The following is a 17,525-nucleotide window of genomic DNA, read 5'->3' as shown; positions in this document are numbered from 1 at the left end:
TGGAGTGAGTTACTAAATTTTCAATAGCCAGTTGTATATTTTTTCTCAAGATATTTTATAAAGGATCTCTTGATCTAAAATGACTTGGATTTGTAAAGGCTTAGGTTTAAGGCTTAATAAGGCCCGAGCTTATAAATACGTTGAAATTGCAGGTCTATTTGCTGCTGGCGCATATTATAGACCTGGCTCAGACAGGACACCGATTCCTGACAGCGGTCACGGAACTGTAGCCATTTCACCTGATCACGCTGGATCACCGAACGGGTTCCCATAGGCACCATACGGCGTAAAATATGATAGCTGGTACTCATCTTGACATCGGCATCATTGAGCAGACGATGTTCACAAATCGCTTTCTCTGTCACGGTTTCAGCTTTCTGACAATCAAAACTTGCCGCATAGGCAGACCCTGCCAGCAGGCTGAAGAAGATCACAATACCTTGGCTTAAAAACTTCATGCTGATCTTCCTTATTATTCAATTATTAAGTCGTATTCAATTAATATTTACTTTATTCGTTTTAATATAGTTGAACATTGCCGATCTGCTCAATTTCAATAAGTTATAAATCGTTGTTATTTTGAAAAAAAGCCTCATTCAAGATGAGGCTTTTTTGTTGAGTAAGACTAGAATTTAAAACTTATAGCTATAACCGATCGTGTAAACCCAAGGATCAATATTCAAGTCGAATTTAGTATTATCAGCATCATCTAAAGTCACTTCAGGACTCAAATCTGCATAGCGCACGTCAGCAAATACTCCCCAGTTTTTGGCATCGGCTGGCTGATAATTAAAGCCAACCTGACCTGCCAAACCAAATTCCTCTTTCACATCTTTAGCCAGACCTTCTTCATCCCAAGCAATAAAAGCTGTGCCACCTACACCAATATATGGCGTAAAACGTGTTGCATTTTTAAAGTTATATTTAGCGGTAATTGTGGGTGGAAGATGCTTAATCTTGGCAATTTTCCCTAGACCCTGAGCAGAAATGTCGTGATTAAATGGCGTAGCTAATAAAAGTTCTGCAGAGATATTGTCATTAAAAAAGTATTCAACCGATGGCGTAAAACCATATTCTTGATCCGCTTCTACGACTAAACCTGGTGCAATTTCAGTGTCACTTGATGGTGCTAAAGAACTGGCACCAACTTTCACCTGCCATTGACCTGCCATCGCAGATGCAGAAAGACCCATTAATGCAATTAGAGCAGCTTGCTTTAACATTTTAAAATACCCCACAGGAAGAATAATTATTAAGAAAATAAATCTTAATTAATAATAAACACGAGGGAAAATAATATGCAATAAGGATTATAAAACTAATTTTAAATTATTATTTAAAATATTGATTTAAAAAGTTATTTATTTTAAATTTACTGAATTGGTTGGTTTTAAATACCAAGTATATTAATCAGATAAATATGGCTTTATTCAGAGTAAAATAATCAGGTTTATATTAATTTTTATTTAAACATATATTTTAAATACATCTTATTATTTATTTTAAATCCAGATGAATCTGCTCCAATAGATATCAGAGCAGATTGAAATTGACTTACAGAACCATGGCTGCAATCCAGCCAAAAATCATTAACGGAATATTAAAGTGAATGAAGGTTGGAATCACACTATCCTTCATATGATCATGCTGACCATCCATATTCAGACCAGAAGTTGGGCCTAAAGTTGAATCCGAAGCTGGAGAACCGGCATCACCCAAAGCTGCTGCAGTTCCGATAATCGCAATGGTCGCCGCAGGGCTAAAACCGAACTGGATACACAGCGGTACATAAATAATCGCTAGAATGGGAATGGTTGAGAAAGACGAACCAATGCCTAGGGTAATTAGCAAACCAATCAACAGCATCAGAAATGCGGCCAGTGCCTGACTATCACCAATCCAGTTCACTGATGCTTCAACCAAGGTTGGTACCTGATTAGTCGCTTCAATCACCGCGGCAAAGCCTTGTGCTGCAATCATGATAAAGCCAACCAGCGCCATCATGCGCATACCAGTAATGATCACATCATCGGCTTCTTTCCATTTGAAAATGCCGGCACAACTCAGGATCGCGACACCGACCAGACCGGCCAGAATCATCGAATCTGAATAAAGCTGTACCGCCAATGTGGCAATAACTGCAAGACCTGCCATCCAGATGGTAAATTTGGCAATCTGCGGTTTAACCTGCTCAGCCACACCCAATTCAGCAGAAATACTTTGCTGTTCCTGGACATGAATATCTTGATATTGACGTGGTTTGCGATAGCTAATAAAGATCGCCACCAATAAGCCTACAAACATCCCGAATACTGGAATTGCCATCGCAGATGGAATCTGGTCATAGCTAATTTCAAATCCGTATGGTTTACCAAAGGTATTGATGTTATGACCCAGAATATCATTCAGGAAGATCGCACCAAAACCGACTGGAATCAGCATATAAGTAGCGACCAGACCAAAGGTCAGCAAACAGGCCACCAAACGGCGATCCAGCTGTAAATGGTTAAATACAATCAATAGCGGTGGAATAAGAACGGGAATAAAGGCGATATGCACGGGAATAACGTTTTGCGAGAACACGGCAGCAATGGCAACTGTGAAAAAGATCAGATATTTCACCCGGTTTTGCGCTTTAAAATCGGCCTCACCTTTTAAGGTGCTGATCATTTTATAAGCCAGTAAATCCGGCAGACCTGAACGCGCCAGAGCCAAAGCAAATGCACCTAAAATACCGTAAGCTAAGGCAATTTTGGCACCCCCACCCAAGCCATTGTTAAACGCGTCCAAGGTTCCCTGCAGGCCCAGACCTGCCAATAAACCACCTGTAACAGCACCAATGACCAGGGCAAAAACCACAGGTACACGTGCCAACGAGAGTCCGAACATGACTCCAATAGCAGCAAGAATTGCGAACATAATGAATCGGAATAGAGAGAAAGCGGCTATTTTATCAGAAAATGCGGATAAAAATTCCGCCACTTTTTTCTGGCCGGGTCATGTGTAGTTGAGTGGCCTATCAAGTGATGACAACAGATTTACGCTGAATAAACTCATCAATCAATTGAGCCACTTGCTCCGGTTGACTCAGGATCGCCCAGTGATTGGCAGCCAGTTCTATTTTCGAAAAATCATCCACCCATTTGGACATCTCATAGACCAGATCTGGCCCGACAAACTGGTCATATTTCAGTACAATCGCCTGTACCGGACAGATGGCAAAGCGCTGCCGTGGTTGAGTCAAACGTGGTAAAAAATTGGCCCGGTACAGGTTCACCCCATATTTGCCATCTTTGACAATATGCGGGTTGAGTGGCAGATCATCGTCTCTTTCCAGTTGCTGCACGATCTTGGCCCAACGCTGCGGATTGAAAAAATTCCAGGCCAATGGCGCCACCAAGGGCAACTGAAACATCGCGATATACCAGGACTTGCTCATTTGCTTTAAGAATTTTGCTTTGTTTTGCTGGAATTGTTCACGCATCCAGAAAGCGGCATGATCCAGACATGGTCCAGACAAGGTGCTATAAGACAGAACTCGTCCTTTGAAGCGTGGATTGGTGACAGATTCCCAGGACTGAATTGAGCCCCAGTCATGCGCGGCCAGATGAAAAGCTCGATTCGGCAATATCTTATTCACCACCTCATCCAGATCCTGACTTAAACGGGCCAAGCGGTAATCGGAGATTTTTTTGGGAATACTGGACTCCCCTGCGCCACGGACATCATAGGTCACCACAAAATAATCCTGACTCAAATGAGCAGTGACTGGCTCCCAAACCGCTTGATGATCAGGATAGCCATGAACCAGTACCAAGGCCGGCTGTTCTGGTTGTCCATAAGTTTTGACACAGAGACGCTGCTGATCCGTGGTATCGACCCATTGCACTTGTGTTTCCATCTTTTGATCCTGTTTTTATTATTGACCACTTAGTTTATAAATCGGCATGATTGATCAATGCCAGCGCATTTTTGTTGCTCTAGTATGCATAATCACAGCCGCAAAAAGAATGTCAGTATGAGCCTATTCCAGAAAATTCAAAAACTGCCTCTGGTTTCAAAATTTATTCTGAACCGTTATGCCCCTTATCGTGGTGCAGGCATCGAAATTGATAAGATTGATTTTAATAATTATCATGTTCGGGTCAAAATGCCGCTGACCCGTAAGAACCAAAATATTGTCGGTGTGCATTTTGGTGGCAGCCTGTATTCGATGGTTGATCCCTTTTATATGTTATTGCTAATGCATCATTTGGGGCCGAAGTATCTGGTCTGGGATAAAGGCGCCAGCATTCAGTTTTTGGCACCGGGTCGCGGCACAGTGGTGGCGGATATTCGGATTTCTGCTGAAGAAATTACCACGATTATCAATCTGGCGGCCGATAATGCGCCAGTGTATCGACATTATCAGCTGAATATTTATGATGAAGCCGGGGTCAGGATTGCTGAGGTAGAGAAAACGGTATATATCCGGCGGAAACAGAGCAAAGGGAAAATTAACGCTCCTAAATAAGATAAAAGCGCCACATTGGCGCTTTTAAATTTAGATGAATCTGAAGTGAATTCGGCTTAACGACGACGGTTATCCTGTTCAATCGCAGCACCGGCACCACCACCGATTGCACCACCAATTGCAGCACCCGCATTACCACCGAAGATGCTTTTACCAACTGCTGAACCAACAGCACCACCTACACCACTATAGGTCGCATTACGGTTTGAACCGCCTTGGGATTTACTACCCACTGCTGCACCAGCACCACCACCAACAGCTGCACCAACGCCACCGCCGACTTTATTACCGACACCACCACCGACTGCACCACCAAGGGCTGCAGCACCAATCCGTTGCTCATTGGCAGACATACTTTCACAACCCGCCAACATAAAGGTTGAAAGAGTGGCAACTGCCATAACACCCATTAATTTTTTCATGACCTTGGCCTTCCTGTCTTGCTTTAATTAAGCTTATCTTCATTTTATGAAACTAAAATCTGTAGCGTGTTACTTCTCTCGGTATTCCTGCTGAGTTTTGTAAATATCAATGGATTATTCTTCTGTTCAAGCTGTCTTATTTATAAATTTCAGACAAAAAAAGACGCCCGAAGGCGTCTCTTTTCTCAGCTTTAACTCGAATTAGAATTCTTCGTTAAATGCCTGGCTTAGAGCTTGGTCTACATCAGAGAAATCATTGTGCAGTTCAAATTCTGCAGCTTCTGCTTCTTGACGACGACGCTCCAAGTGGTAAGCCAAACCTGTACCCGCTGGGATCAGGCGACCTACAACCACGTTCTCTTTCAAGCCGCGTAAGTCATCTTCTTTACCTGTTACAGCCGCTTCAGTTAACACACGCGTGGTTTCCTGGAACGATGCAGCAGAGATGAACGAGTCAGTAGAAAGCGATGCTTTCGTAATACCCATCAATTGACGTTCAAACTTCGCAGGGAACTTGTTTTGTGCAAGAACTGCTTGGTTTTCTTGAACAACGCGGATGTAATCCACTTGTTCGCCTTTGATGAAGCTAGTATCGCCGCCATCAGTGATATCAACTTTACGCAGCATTTGACGTACGATGACTTCAATATGCTTGTCGTTGATTTTTACACCTTGCAGACGGTATACATCCTGAACTTCGTTCACGATGTAGTTTGTAAGCGCAACTTCGCCTTTCAAACGCAAGATATCGTGCGGGTTCTGTGGACCATCAGAAATAGTTTCACCACGGTTCACATGTTCGCCTTCGAACACGTTAATCGTACGCCATTTCGGAATCAGCTCTTCATAAATCTCAGAGCCATCATCCGGCGTAATCACCAGACGGTTCTTACCTTTGGTCTCTTTACCAAAGCTTACAACACCCGACACTTCTGCAAGGATTGCATGCTCTTTTGGCTTACGTGCTTCGAACAAGTCAGCTACACGCGGCAGACCACCGGTAATATCACGGGTACGTGAAGTTTCTTGTGGTACACGACCGATGACATCACCGACACCAATCGTTTCGCCATCACGAACAGAAAGAATCGTGTTCTGTGGCAGGAAGTAGAACTGTTCGCCACCATCAACGGTATCTAACACAACAGCAGGACGCAAATCTTTACCTGACGCAGGACGTGAAGTCACTGGCAAGATTTCAATGGTTGACATACCTGTTGCATCATCAGTTTTAGAAGTAACCGTCACGCCATCAGCAATCTGGCTGAAACGTACTTTACCAGCAACTTCTGTTACCAATGGATGTGTATGCGGATCCCAAGTCGCCACAATACCGCCTGCTTCTACAGCTTCGCCATCTTTCAGCAAGATAGACGCACCGTAAGGAAGTTTATAGCGCTCGCGCTCACGACCTAAATCATCCGCAATACCGATTTCGCCTGAACGTGAAGTCGATACCAAGTGACCTTTGGCATGTTGTACTGTTTTCACGTTGTGGAAACGTACTGTACCTTGGTTACGAACCTGTACGCTGTTTGCAGCAGAAGTTCGGCTTGCAGCACCACCGACGTGGAAAGTACGCATCGTTAACTGTGTACCTGGCTCACCAATCGATTGAGCTGCCATTACACCAACAGACTCACCCGGGTTCACCTGGTGACCACGTGCTAGGTCACGACCGTAACATTTCGCACATACACCGAAGGTAGACGCACAGTTCACGACTGAACGTACTTTAATTTCGTCGACACCTTGACTTTCGATAAACGTCGCCAGTTTCTCGTCAATTAAAGTATTACGTGGAAGCAGAACTTCGTCTGTACCTACACGTTTCACATCTTCAGCAACCACACGACCCAATACTCGTGCACCCAGGTTTTCGATTACATCGCCACCTTGAATGAACGGAGTCATTACCAGACCGTCATACGTACCACAATCCGGCTCAGTAATGACCAAGTCCTGCGCAACGTCTACTAGACGACGAGTCAAATAACCAGAGTTCGCAGTTTTCAGTGCTGTATCGGCCAAACCTTTACGCGCACCGTGTGTCGAGATGAAGTACTGAAGTACGGTCAAACCTTCACGGAAGTTCGCTTTAATTGGGGTTTCAATGATCGAGCCATCCGGCTTCGCCATCAAACCACGCATACCCGCCAACTGACGAATCTGAGCTGCCGAACCACGGGCACCCGAGTCAGACATCATGTAGATCGAGTTGAATGATTTTTGCTTCTCATCTTCACCCTGTTTGTTCTTCACAGTGGTGAAAGACAAGTTGTCCATCATCGCTTTAGCAACCTGGTCATTGGTACGCGCCCAAATATCGACCACTTTGTTATAACGTTCGCCGGCAGTTACGAAGCCTTGTTCGAACTGTTGTTCGATTTCACGAACTTCAGCTTCCGCTTTACCAATAATTGCTTGTTTTTGCGGTGGAATAACCATGTCTTCCATACCGACAGATACACCTGAACGCGTCGCTTGACGGAAGCCCAAGTACATCAATTGGTCAGCGAAGATAACAGTATCTTTCAGACCCAATTTACGGTAGCAAGAGTTAATTAACTTCGAGATATTTTTCTTAGTCATCTCAACGTTAATTTGCTGGAAATCCATACCTTCAGGTACAACTTCCCAAAGTAGGCAGCGACCAGGCGTCGTATCTACAATAATGGTTTGCTGTTCACGGTTACCATCTTCGTCGATCACAGTCTGGTGTACACGTGCTTTAACGCGAGCGTGTAGATCAACCTGACCTGTTGCCAGTGCACGGTTTACTTCGTGAGTATCCGCGAACACCATGCCTTCACCTTTGGCATTGATTGCATCACGCGTGATGTAATACAAGCCCAAGACCACGTCCTGAGACGGTACGATGATTGGCTCACCGTTCGCTGGAGACAGAATGTTGTTCGTCGACATCATTAACGCACGAGCTTCAAGCTGAGCTTCAAGTGTTAATGGTACGTGTACCGCCATTTGGTCACCATCGAAGTCGGCGTTAAACGCAGCACATACGAGTGGGTGTAGACGGATCGCTTTACCTTCGATCAGGATCGGTTCAAATGCTTGAAGACCCAAACGGTGAAGGGTTGGCGCACGGTTCAACATCACTGGATGTTGACGAATCACGTGAGCAAGAACGTCCCAAACTTCCGGGGTTTCGCGCTCAACCATTTTCTTCGCAGCTTTAATGGTGGTTGCTTGACCAGAGGCCTGTAGTTTCGCGAAAATGAATGGCTTGAACAGTTCAAGTGCCATTTTCTTCGGAAGACCACATTGGTGCAAACGCAGGTTTGGACCAACAGTAATTACCGAACGACCAGAGTAGTCAACACGCTTACCAAGTAAGTTTTGACGGAAACGACCTTGCTTACCTTTGATCATGTCTGCCAAAGATTTAAGCGGACGCTTGTTCGAACCGGTAATTGCACGACCACGACGACCGTTATCCAGCAATGCATCTACAGACTCTTGTAACATACGTTTTTCGTTACGTACGATGATGTCTGGCGCTGCAAGGTCAAGAAGACGCTTCAAACGGTTGTTACGGTTGATCACACGACGATAAAGATCGTTCAGGTCAGAAGTCGCGAAACGACCACCTTCAAGTGGTACAAGCGGACGGAGGTCTGGTGGAAGAACTGGAAGTACAGTTAACACCATCCATTCTGGCTTGTTGTTCGAATCGTTGAATGCTTCCATCAACTTCAAACGCTTAGACGCTTTTTTCAGCTTGGTTTCTGAAGTTGTAACAGGAATTTCTTCACGAAGACGTGCAATTTCAGCTTCAAGATCGATGTCTTTCAACAAGTCTTGAACCGCTTCAGCACCCATTTTCGCTGTGAATTCATCACCGTGTTCTTCTAATGCATTGAAGTATTCTTCATCATTTAGAAGTTGGTATTTCTCAAATGGAGTCATACCCGGATCGGTAACTACATAAGATTCGAAATACAATACACGTTCAATATCACGTAGCGTCATGTCTAATAATAGACCGATACGGCTAGGCAATGATTTCAAGAACCAGATGTGTGCAACTGGAGATGCCAGCTCGATGTGACCCATACGTTCACGACGAACTTTCGCAGTTGTTACTTCAACGCCACATTTTTCACAAATGACGCCTTTGTATTTCATACGCTTGTATTTACCACACAAGCATTCGTAATCTTTCACTGGACCAAAGATTTTGGCACAGAACAAACCATCACGTTCAGGCTTGAACGTACGATAGTTAATGGTTTCTGGCTTTTTAACTTCACCGTGAGACCATGACTTAATCATTTCTGGTGACGCAAGACCAATACGGATGCGGTCAAACTCTACTGGAGCATGACCGTCTGAATCCGTCTTTTTGCGCATGATATCGAGCAAGTCTTTCAATTTTTTTCTCCGTGTGTTGTGGAGATTTTCACTCAACAACTGGGTCACAAATATTGTTTTTTAACTGAATTTTAATCCCCCTCAGTCCCCCTTTGTTAAGGGGGAAGCCCTCTTTATCAAAGAGGGGTTTGGGGAGATTAAATGGAACTAATTAGTCACCATTTTTCAGTTCAATGTTGATACCTAAAGAACGGATCTCTTTGGTCAATACGTTGAACGATTCAGGCATGCCCGGGTCCATATAATGGTTGCCATCTACAATGTTCTTGTAGATACGGGTACGGCCTTCAACGTCATCCGATTTCACAGTCAGCATTTCTTGTAGCGTATATGCTGCACCGTAAGCTTCTAGTGCCCAGACTTCCATCTCACCGAAACGCTGACCACCGAATTGTGCTTTACCACCCAACGGCTGTTGCGTAACTAGAGAGTAAGAACCAGTTGAACGCGCATGCATCTTGTCATCAACCAAGTGGTTCAGTTTCAGCATGTACATGTAACCGACAGTTACCGGACGATCGAAACGCTCACCAGTACGACCATCATATAATACGGTCTGACCAGTACTAGACAGGCCTGCAAGTTGTAACAACTCTTTGATCTGACCTTCTTCAGCACCATCGAATACAGGAGTAGCCAAAGGTACACCAGCACGCAAGTTGCCAGAAAGTTTCAAGATTTCTTCATCAGTCAAGCTATCAAGATCTTCTTGTTCGCCACCAACTTTGTTGTAAATCTTGTCCAGGAAATCACGAAGCTCAAGTACAGTACGTTGCTCTTTCATCATCTTGTCGATTTGATCGCCAAGACCTTTCGCCGCCATACCCAAGTGAGTTTCAAGAATCTGACCCACGTTCATACGCGATGGTACGCCAAGCGGGTTCAATACGATATCAACAGGTACACCGTTGGCATCATGTGGCATGTCTTCTACCGGCAAGATGTTTGATACAACACCTTTGTTACCGTGACGACCCGCCATCTTATCACCCGGTTGGATGCGACGTTTTACAGCAAGATAAACTTTAACTACTTTCAATACGCCAGTCGTCAGTTCATCGCCAGTCGAAAGTTTGCGTTTTTTCTCAGCAAATTTCTCGTCAATTTCGAAGCTCTTCTCTTTCAAGAACACTTGAATTTGAGTTAAACGTTCAGCAATTGCTTCATCAACTGGTTGAATTTCAAGAAGATCAACAAGCTCTAAACCAGACAACACGTCTTCAGACAGTTTGTCGCCACGTTTAGTTGTACCGCCACCATTCGACTCTTGGCCATTCAGTAGACGGATTACACGTTCACGTGCAGCTTCTTCGAAGATTTTGAATTCTTCTTTCAAGTCTTTACGGTATGCATCCAATTGCGCTTTTTCAATTGCTTGAGCACGTTCGTCTTTTTCAAGACCGTCACGTGTAAACACTTGAACGTCAATGACTGTACCTTTAGTACCTGATGGAACGCGTAAAGATGAGTCTTTTACGTCAGCCGCTTTTTCACCGAAGATTGCACGTAGCAATTTTTCTTCTGGAGTAAGCTGTGTTTCACCTTTAGGGGTTACTTTACCAACCAGGATATCGCCAGCAGTTACTTCAGCACCGATGTAAACAATACCTGACTCGTCCAGTTTAGACAGAGCAGCTTCACCTACGTTCGGAATATCAGCAGTGATTTCTTCCGCACCCAGTTTGGTATCACGTGCAACACATGACAATTCCTGGATATGAATAGACGTTAAACGGTCTTCCTGAAGTACACGCTCAGATAACAAGATCGAGTCTTCGTAGTTGTAACCATTCCAGGTCATAAACGCAACGCGCATGTTTTGACCCAATGCCAGCTCACCGCCATCTGTTGATGGACCATCAGCCAGTACATCACCACGACCTACTTTATCGCCCAGGTTCACAAGAACTTTCTGGTTGATACAAGTGTTCTGGTTCGAACGGGTGTATTTGATCAGGTTGTAGATATCTACACCTGCTTCACCTGCGATCATTTCGTCTTCATTCACACGAATAACCACACGAGACGCATCAACAAACTCGATACGACCACCACGCTGAGCGATCACACATACACCTGAGTCATGTGCTACGTTCGCTTCCATACCGGTACCAACAAGCGGCTTGTCAGCAATCAACGTCGGAACTGCCTGACGTTGCATGTTCGAACCCATTAATGCACGGTTGGCATCATCGTGTTCTAGGAATGGAATCAGTGATGCTGCTACAGATACGACCTGCTGAGCAGATACATCCATATGCGTTACTTTTTCAGGAGGAATACGTACGAAGTCACCCTGATGACGAACAGATACAAACTCTTCTGTTAAATTACCATCTTTATCCATTGCAGAATCGGCCTGTGCAATGACAGTGCCTACTTCTTCAATCGCAGAAAGGTATTCAACTTCATCTGTTACACGACCATCAACAACTTTACGGTATGGGGTTTCCAGGAAACCAAAGTTGTTACATTTCGCATAAACAGAAAGCGAGTTGATCAAACCAATGTTTGGACCTTCCGGTGTTTCAATTGGACATACACGACCGTAGTGAGTTTGATGTACGTCACGTACTTCAAAGCCTGCACGTTCACGCGTCAAACCGCCGGGACCAAGCGCAGAAACACGACGTTTGTGCGTAATCTCAGATAACGGGTTGTTTTGGTCCATAAACTGAGACAACTGGCTTGAACCAAAGAATTCTTTAATTGCAGCAGCAACAGGTTTCGCATTGATCAAATCTTGCGGAGACAGGTTGTCAGTTTCAGCTTGGCTTAAACGTTCTTTAACAGCACGTTCAACACGAACCAGACCTACACGGAATTGGTTTTCTGTCATTTCACCAACAGAACGAACACGACGGTTACCCAGGTGATCGATATCGTCGACTTCACCTTTACCGTTACGGATTTCAACTAATGTTTTTAATACATCAGTGATATCTTCGTTCGAGAGAATGCCTTCAACTTCACGCGACTTCTGGTCTGTACCCACTTCATAAGGACGACCCAAACGACGGTTGAACTTCATACGACCAACTGGAGACAAGTCATAACGTTCAGAAGAGAAGAACAAGTTGTTGAATAAGTTTTCAGCAGCTTCTTTGGTTGGTGGTTCGCCCGGACGCATCACTTTGTAGATTTCTACCAATGCTTCTTCACGATTGCTCGTTGTATCTGCACGTAGAGAATCTGCAACAAATGAACCGCGGTCGATATCATTGGTGAACAGAATATTGAACTGCTTCACGCCGCCTTCTGCAATTTTCACCATGATTTCATGGCTTAATACAGTATTGGCTGCAATCACATCACCATCTTTTAATGGGATGTCTTCAGCAGTGATACGCTCATACAGGTACTCATCTGGCACTGCAAGTTTTTCAAGACCTGAAGCTTCCATTTGACGTACATGACGCGCATTGATACGTTTACCTTGCTCAACAATTGCCTTGCCATCCTTGTCCAGGATGTCAAATTGTGCCATTTCGCCACGCAGACGTTCAGGCACCAGGTCAATCTGGTAGCTACCCATGTCAAGATACACAGGTACTTTCTCGTAGAACATGTCGAGAATGTTTTCGTTGCTATAACCCAAGGCACGAAGCACCACAGTCGCAAGCAATTTACGACGACGGTCAATACGTACATAGACCAGGTCTTTGGCATCGAATTCAAAGTCTAACCATGAACCACGGTAAGGAATAATACGCGCTGAATAAAGGACTTTACCACTTGAGTGAGTCTTGCCTTTATCGTGGTCAAAGAATACGCCTGGTGAACGGTGTAATTGTGACACGATCACACGCTCGGTACCGTTAATTACAAAGGTACCGTTATCCGTCATCAATGGCATTTCGCCCATATAGACTTCTTGTTCACGTACATCTTTAATTGACTTCGTTTCACGATCTTTCAGGATCAAACGAATTTTTACACGCATTGGTGCTGCATAAGTTGAGCCACGAAGAATACATTCGCGTACATCAAACTCAGGCTTACCAAGACTATACTCAACAAATTCTAAAGCAGCATTGCCAGAATAACTTTCAATAGGAAAAACTGAACGAAATGCGGCTTGGAGACCGATATCTTCGCGGTTTTTTGGTGATTTGCCATCTTGTAAGAATGTTCTGTACGAGTCGACTTGAATCGCGAGCAAGTACGGAGCATCCATGACGCTAGGCAATTTACCAAAATTCTTACGGATCCGTTTCTTTTCGGTATATGAGTATGCCATCTGGAGTCCTCGGAAAGTGTAAACCAAGCCCGCCTGCAGAACGGGCTCAGAAGGAATTACGCTGGCCGATATGGCCACCACTCTTTACAAATGCTGCAATTTTTAGTGGTATTAAAACGCTTATCAATATTTTTTAATGAAAAATATTGGTAAACGTTTGTTCATTATGTTTATTTTCAATTTGTATGATTTTTATATCATGCAAACAAAAATCGAGCCGATTATTGTAACGCAAAAAGGCTGATGACCCAAGAGCCATCAGCCAATTTTTGGAGCCGATTATAAAAAAACCGGCTCCCTTAAGAAATTACTTAAGAGTAACTGTAGCACCAGCTTCTTCAAGTTTCTTCTTAAGCTCTTCGCCTTCTTCTTTAGAAACGCCTTCTTTAAGAACTGCAGGAGCGCCTTCAACCATGTCTTTAGCTTCTTTCAAGCCAAGGCCAGTCGCTTCACGAACTGCTTTAATTACAGCAACTTTGTTCGCGCCGAAAGAAGTCAATTCAACATTGAATTCAGTTTGTTCTTCAGCAGCAGCAGCAGCTGGACCAGCAGCAACAGCTACAGCAGCAGCAGATACATTGAATTTCTCTTCGAAAGCAGAGATAAGTTCAACAAGTTCAAGAACAGTTTTTTCAGCAACTGCGTTTAGGATTTCTTCGTTTGTTAAAGCCATGAGATTAACTCCAAATGGGTATTGAATGATGTGTGTTTAAGTTTGAGCTTAAGCAGCTTCTGACTCGTTTTTCTCTTGAAGCGCTGTAAGTAAGCGGCCCAATTTCGAAATAGGAGCTTGAAGAACGTTTGCAAGCATAGTAAGCGCTTTCTCTTGGTTCGGAAGATTCGCGATTACGCTAACTTCTGCACCTTGATAAAGTTTGCCATCAAATGCAGCAGCTTTAAGTTCAAATGCTTTATTAGTTTTAGCGAATTCTTCGAACAAACGTGCAGCAGCACCCATGTCGTCTTCAGAATTCGAGAAAGCTAAGATTGTTGGGCCAACAAGGTTGTCGTTCAAGATATTGAATTGAGTATCTTGAAGAGCACGTTTAGCCAAAGTGTTACGAACGATACGTGTAGTAACACCAAGTTTACGCGCTTCAACACGTAGAGTAGTTAACTGCTCTACAGTCAAACCTTGGTAGTCAGCAACAACAGCAGCAAATGCAGTAGAAGCAACTTCAGCTACTTCAGCTACGATCTGTTTTTTGCCTTCGATAAGAAGAGCCATTGTAAAACCTCCTAACGGTGATTTATGTACTTACGCGAAGTACACTCCCAATTCGCAAGACCATCACTGGACTCACACGCGGAGGATGAACAAATCACACCACCGCGTCTACGCAGGCTGGGCTATTAAGAGAGAAGCATAAAACTCCCCTCGCCCGCGGTCTTTGACGCTGATAAATTTTCATTTATCAATTCAAAGTTTGCCTAAGTTTGCAAAATACGACGGAGCGTTTCTTGCGTAAGTTTTAAAGCAGCGCTTTAAAACTTACTCAGGGCTTTAAAATTCTGTAATAAGTCGAGACTTATTTAGAAACGTTTGCTACATCAACGATCAAACCAGGACCCATAGTAGAGCTCAAAGTGATCTTTTGAATGTATACGCCTTTAGACGTAGCAGGTTTCAAACGTTTCAAGTCAGCAACAAGTGCTTCAACGTTTTGACGAACAGCAGCAGCTTCAAAACCTACTTGACCGATCGCAGCATGGATAATACCAGCTTTGTCTACGCGGTAACGTGCTTGACCAGCTTTTGCATTTTTAACTGCAGTAGCAACGTCAGGAGTTACAGTACCCACTTTAGGGTTTGGCATTAAGCCACGTGGACCAAGGATCGTACCAAGTTTACCTACAACGCGCATTGCATCTGGAGCAGCAATTACTACGTCAAAGTCAAGGTTACCCGCTTGGATGCTTTCAGCAAGATCGTCGAAACCAACAACGTCTGCGCCTTCAGCTTTAGCAGCTTCAGCAGCAGCGCCTTGAGCGAATACAGCTACACGTACAGTCTTACCAGTACCTGCAGGAAGTGTAGTCGCGCCACGAACAACTTGGTCAGATTTACGAGGATCAACACCTAGGTTTACCGCGATATCTAGAGATTCTTTGAATTTAGGAGCTGGAAGGCTCTCTAAAACTGCAACAGCTTCTTCTAGCGTGTAAACTTTGTGTGCTTCTACAGCAGCTACAATCGCTTTTTGACGTTTAGTTAATTTAGCCATGTCTTAAAGCTCCACTTCCAAGCCCATAGAACGCGCAGAACCAGCAATGGTACGTACACGTGCGTCTAAATCAGCACCAGTCAAATCTGGTTCTTTAGTAGTCGCGATTTCTTCGATTTGAGCACGAGTCAACTTACCAACTTTAGTTTTGTTAGGTACAGCTGAACCCTTCTGGATACCAGCAGCTTTCTTAAGAAGAACAGCAGCAGGTGGAGTTTTCATGATGAATGTGAACGACTTGTCGTTGTACACAGTGATCACGACTGGAATTGGCAGACCAGCTTCAACTTTTTGTGTAGCAGCATTGAATTCTTTACAGAATGCCATGATGTTCACACCACGTTGACCTAGTGCAGGACCAATCGGTGGAGATGGATTCGCTTTACCAGCTGGAACTTGCAGCTTGATATAGCCGTCAATCTTCTTAGCCATTTCAAATTACCTCTGGGTGCAAACGCCGGTGAAGGCTCCCCAATGATTTCAAGTAACGATACCGTTACAACAACAATGCCTGACTTATAAATAAGTCGGGCGTTTTCAACCCATACAAATTAGACTGATTTTTCGACTTGACGAAATTCCAATTCAACTTGAGTTGGTCGGTTAAATACATTAATGGTCAGCGTTAAACGCGACTTTTCGTACTGAACTTCTTCCACCACACCTTTAAAGTCGGTGAATGGACCGTCAACTACGAGTAATTCTTCGCCTGGTTCAAACATCGTCTTAGGACGAGGTGCTTCGCCAGTATTGCGTACACGCGCAAGAATCGCATCAGCTTCTTTTTGCGTAATCGGTGCCGGTTTTTCAGCCGTACCACCAATAAAACCTAAAACTTTTGGACATTCTTTAACAATGTGCCAAGTATCATCGTTCATTTCCATTTCGACTAGAACATAGCCAGGAAAGAACTTACGCTCTGATTTACGCTTCTTGCCATCCTTCATTTCTACCACTTCTTCGGTAGGAACAAGGACTTCACCAAAGCTATCGGCAACAGCGCTACGCTGGATTCGATCATTAAGCGAACGCATCACTTGTTTTTCATAACCTGAATAGGCATGAATAATGTACCAACGTTTCATAGCTCTCTTACCCGATAATAAACTTCATTAACCAGCCTAAAATATAGTCAAAACACCACAATAAAATGGATGCAATTACGACTACAACAAGAACTTGCCAAGATGTGGACATAGTCTCTTGTTTGGTAGGCCAGGTCACTCGACGCAACTCAATTCGTGCATCTTTCAGCAGACGAATAAAGCCTTTGCCTTGATGGGTGGCGTATAATAAACCGAATGCTGCAACGATACAAGCCAAAATCACCCCAACGCGCACCCAAACATCATTCGCAGGTGCCCAATACGCTGGTAAATATTGGTTTACCATCATTGCACCAACCAATAAAATCAAGGCGATAACCCATAGAACCATGTCTAATGGAGAACCAGAACTTACATCTACTGCAGGATTATTTCTTTGAGGAATTGCCGCTTCGCCTAATGCGTCGCGTGATTTTTCATTCGACATTTTTGTACTCGTCGTAGGTTTCGCGACTTATTATATGACCAATTTTGCCGACATCAAGCGTCTTTTTAAAAACTTGGCAGGTCAGGAGGGACTCGAACCCCCAACATTCGGTTTTGGAGACCGACGCTCTACCAATTGAACTACTGACCTGCAAAACAACAAGTTGGAGCCTAAACTCCAACCTGCTTGTCTTATTCTAT

14 protein-coding genes and 1 tRNA gene are annotated in these 17,525 nt (G+C 44.0%); 1 reads left to right on the top strand and 14 read right to left on the bottom strand.

Annotated features, from left to right (window positions below; genetic code table 11):
• Positions 1-113: 113 nt before the first annotated feature.
• The 4 genes from Q9R21_RS11780 to Q9R21_RS11765 form a co-directional block, all read right to left on the bottom strand.
• Entirely contained in the window at positions 114-458 is a 345-nt protein-coding gene (locus tag Q9R21_RS11780) for a lysozyme inhibitor LprI family protein (RefSeq protein ID WP_004647317.1), read from the bottom strand.
• A gap of 174 nt (positions 459-632) precedes the next feature.
• On the bottom strand, positions 633-1,223 hold the full coding sequence (locus tag Q9R21_RS11775; RefSeq protein WP_005108067.1) for an OmpW family protein: 591 nt from the start codon (positions 1,221-1,223) through the stop codon (positions 633-635).
• Between the two features lie 331 nt (positions 1,224-1,554).
• Positions 1,555-2,919 carry a Na+/H+ antiporter NhaC family protein gene (locus tag Q9R21_RS11770; RefSeq protein ID WP_311204548.1) on the bottom strand — a complete coding sequence of 455 codons (1,365 nt, stop codon included), beginning with the start codon at positions 2,917-2,919 and terminating at the stop codon, positions 1,555-1,557.
• A 100-nt stretch (positions 2,920-3,019) separates the two neighbouring features.
• Complete coding sequence (locus Q9R21_RS11765) at positions 3,020-3,901, bottom strand: alpha/beta fold hydrolase (RefSeq protein ID WP_311204547.1); 882 nt, start codon at positions 3,899-3,901, stop codon at positions 3,020-3,022.
• Between the two features lie 117 nt (positions 3,902-4,018).
• On the opposite strand from Q9R21_RS11765, the gene Q9R21_RS11760 reads away from it, so the two are divergent.
• Positions 4,019-4,513: a DUF4442 domain-containing protein gene (locus tag Q9R21_RS11760; protein WP_212749939.1), complete on the top strand. Its 495-nt coding sequence runs from the start codon at positions 4,019-4,021 to the stop codon at positions 4,511-4,513.
• 56 nt (positions 4,514-4,569) lie between these two features.
• Here the strand turns inward: Q9R21_RS11760 and Q9R21_RS11755 are convergent, their stop codons facing one another.
• The 10 genes from Q9R21_RS11755 to Q9R21_RS11710 all read right to left on the bottom strand — a co-directional run bounded on the left by Q9R21_RS11755 (position 4,570) and on the right by Q9R21_RS11710 (position 17,475).
• Positions 4,570-4,935 (bottom strand): hypothetical protein, encoded by a 366-nt coding sequence (locus tag Q9R21_RS11755; RefSeq protein ID WP_005108070.1) that lies wholly within the window; start codon positions 4,933-4,935, stop codon positions 4,570-4,572.
• A gap of 201 nt (positions 4,936-5,136) precedes the next feature.
• Positions 5,137-9,327, bottom strand: a complete 4,191-nt coding sequence (gene rpoC / locus Q9R21_RS11750; protein WP_004278609.1) for a DNA-directed RNA polymerase subunit beta' — start codon at positions 9,325-9,327, stop codon at positions 5,137-5,139.
• 151 nt (positions 9,328-9,478) lie between these two features.
• Positions 9,479-13,567 (bottom strand): DNA-directed RNA polymerase subunit beta, encoded by a 4,089-nt coding sequence (gene rpoB / locus Q9R21_RS11745; protein WP_005102827.1) that lies wholly within the window; start codon positions 13,565-13,567, stop codon positions 9,479-9,481.
• A gap of 307 nt (positions 13,568-13,874) precedes the next feature.
• Positions 13,875-14,240: a 50S ribosomal protein L7/L12 gene (gene rplL / locus Q9R21_RS11740; RefSeq protein ID WP_004278611.1), complete on the bottom strand. Its 366-nt coding sequence runs from the start codon at positions 14,238-14,240 to the stop codon at positions 13,875-13,877.
• A 48-nt stretch (positions 14,241-14,288) separates the two neighbouring features.
• Complete coding sequence (rplJ, locus tag Q9R21_RS11735; protein ID WP_004278612.1) at positions 14,289-14,795, bottom strand: 50S ribosomal protein L10; 507 nt, start codon at positions 14,793-14,795, stop codon at positions 14,289-14,291.
• Positions 14,796-15,096: 301 nt separating this feature from the next.
• Positions 15,097-15,792, bottom strand: a complete 696-nt coding sequence (rplA, locus tag Q9R21_RS11730; RefSeq protein ID WP_004278613.1) for a 50S ribosomal protein L1 — start codon at positions 15,790-15,792, stop codon at positions 15,097-15,099.
• A gap of 3 nt (positions 15,793-15,795) precedes the next feature.
• Positions 15,796-16,224 carry a 50S ribosomal protein L11 gene (gene rplK, locus Q9R21_RS11725; protein ID WP_004278614.1) on the bottom strand — a complete coding sequence of 143 codons (429 nt, stop codon included), beginning with the start codon at positions 16,222-16,224 and terminating at the stop codon, positions 15,796-15,798.
• Positions 16,225-16,343: 119 nt separating this feature from the next.
• The gene (gene nusG, locus Q9R21_RS11720) at positions 16,344-16,877 is read right to left on the bottom strand and encodes a transcription termination/antitermination protein NusG (RefSeq protein ID WP_004278615.1); all 534 of its coding nucleotides are present in this window, start codon (positions 16,875-16,877) and stop codon (positions 16,344-16,346) included.
• Between the two features lie 7 nt (positions 16,878-16,884).
• The gene (gene secE, locus Q9R21_RS11715) at positions 16,885-17,325 is read right to left on the bottom strand and encodes a preprotein translocase subunit SecE (protein ID WP_005245824.1); all 441 of its coding nucleotides are present in this window, start codon (positions 17,323-17,325) and stop codon (positions 16,885-16,887) included.
• A 74-nt stretch (positions 17,326-17,399) separates the two neighbouring features.
• A tRNA-Trp gene (locus Q9R21_RS11710) sits at positions 17,400-17,475 on the bottom strand.
• Positions 17,476-17,525 lie beyond the last annotated feature (50 nt).

The sequence above is a fragment of the Acinetobacter sp. RG5 genome, assembly GCF_031844265.1.
In the GTDB taxonomy this organism is placed as follows: Bacteria; Pseudomonadota; Gammaproteobacteria; order Pseudomonadales; family Moraxellaceae; genus Acinetobacter.
This window is presented reverse-complemented; position numbering and strand designations above follow the sequence as displayed.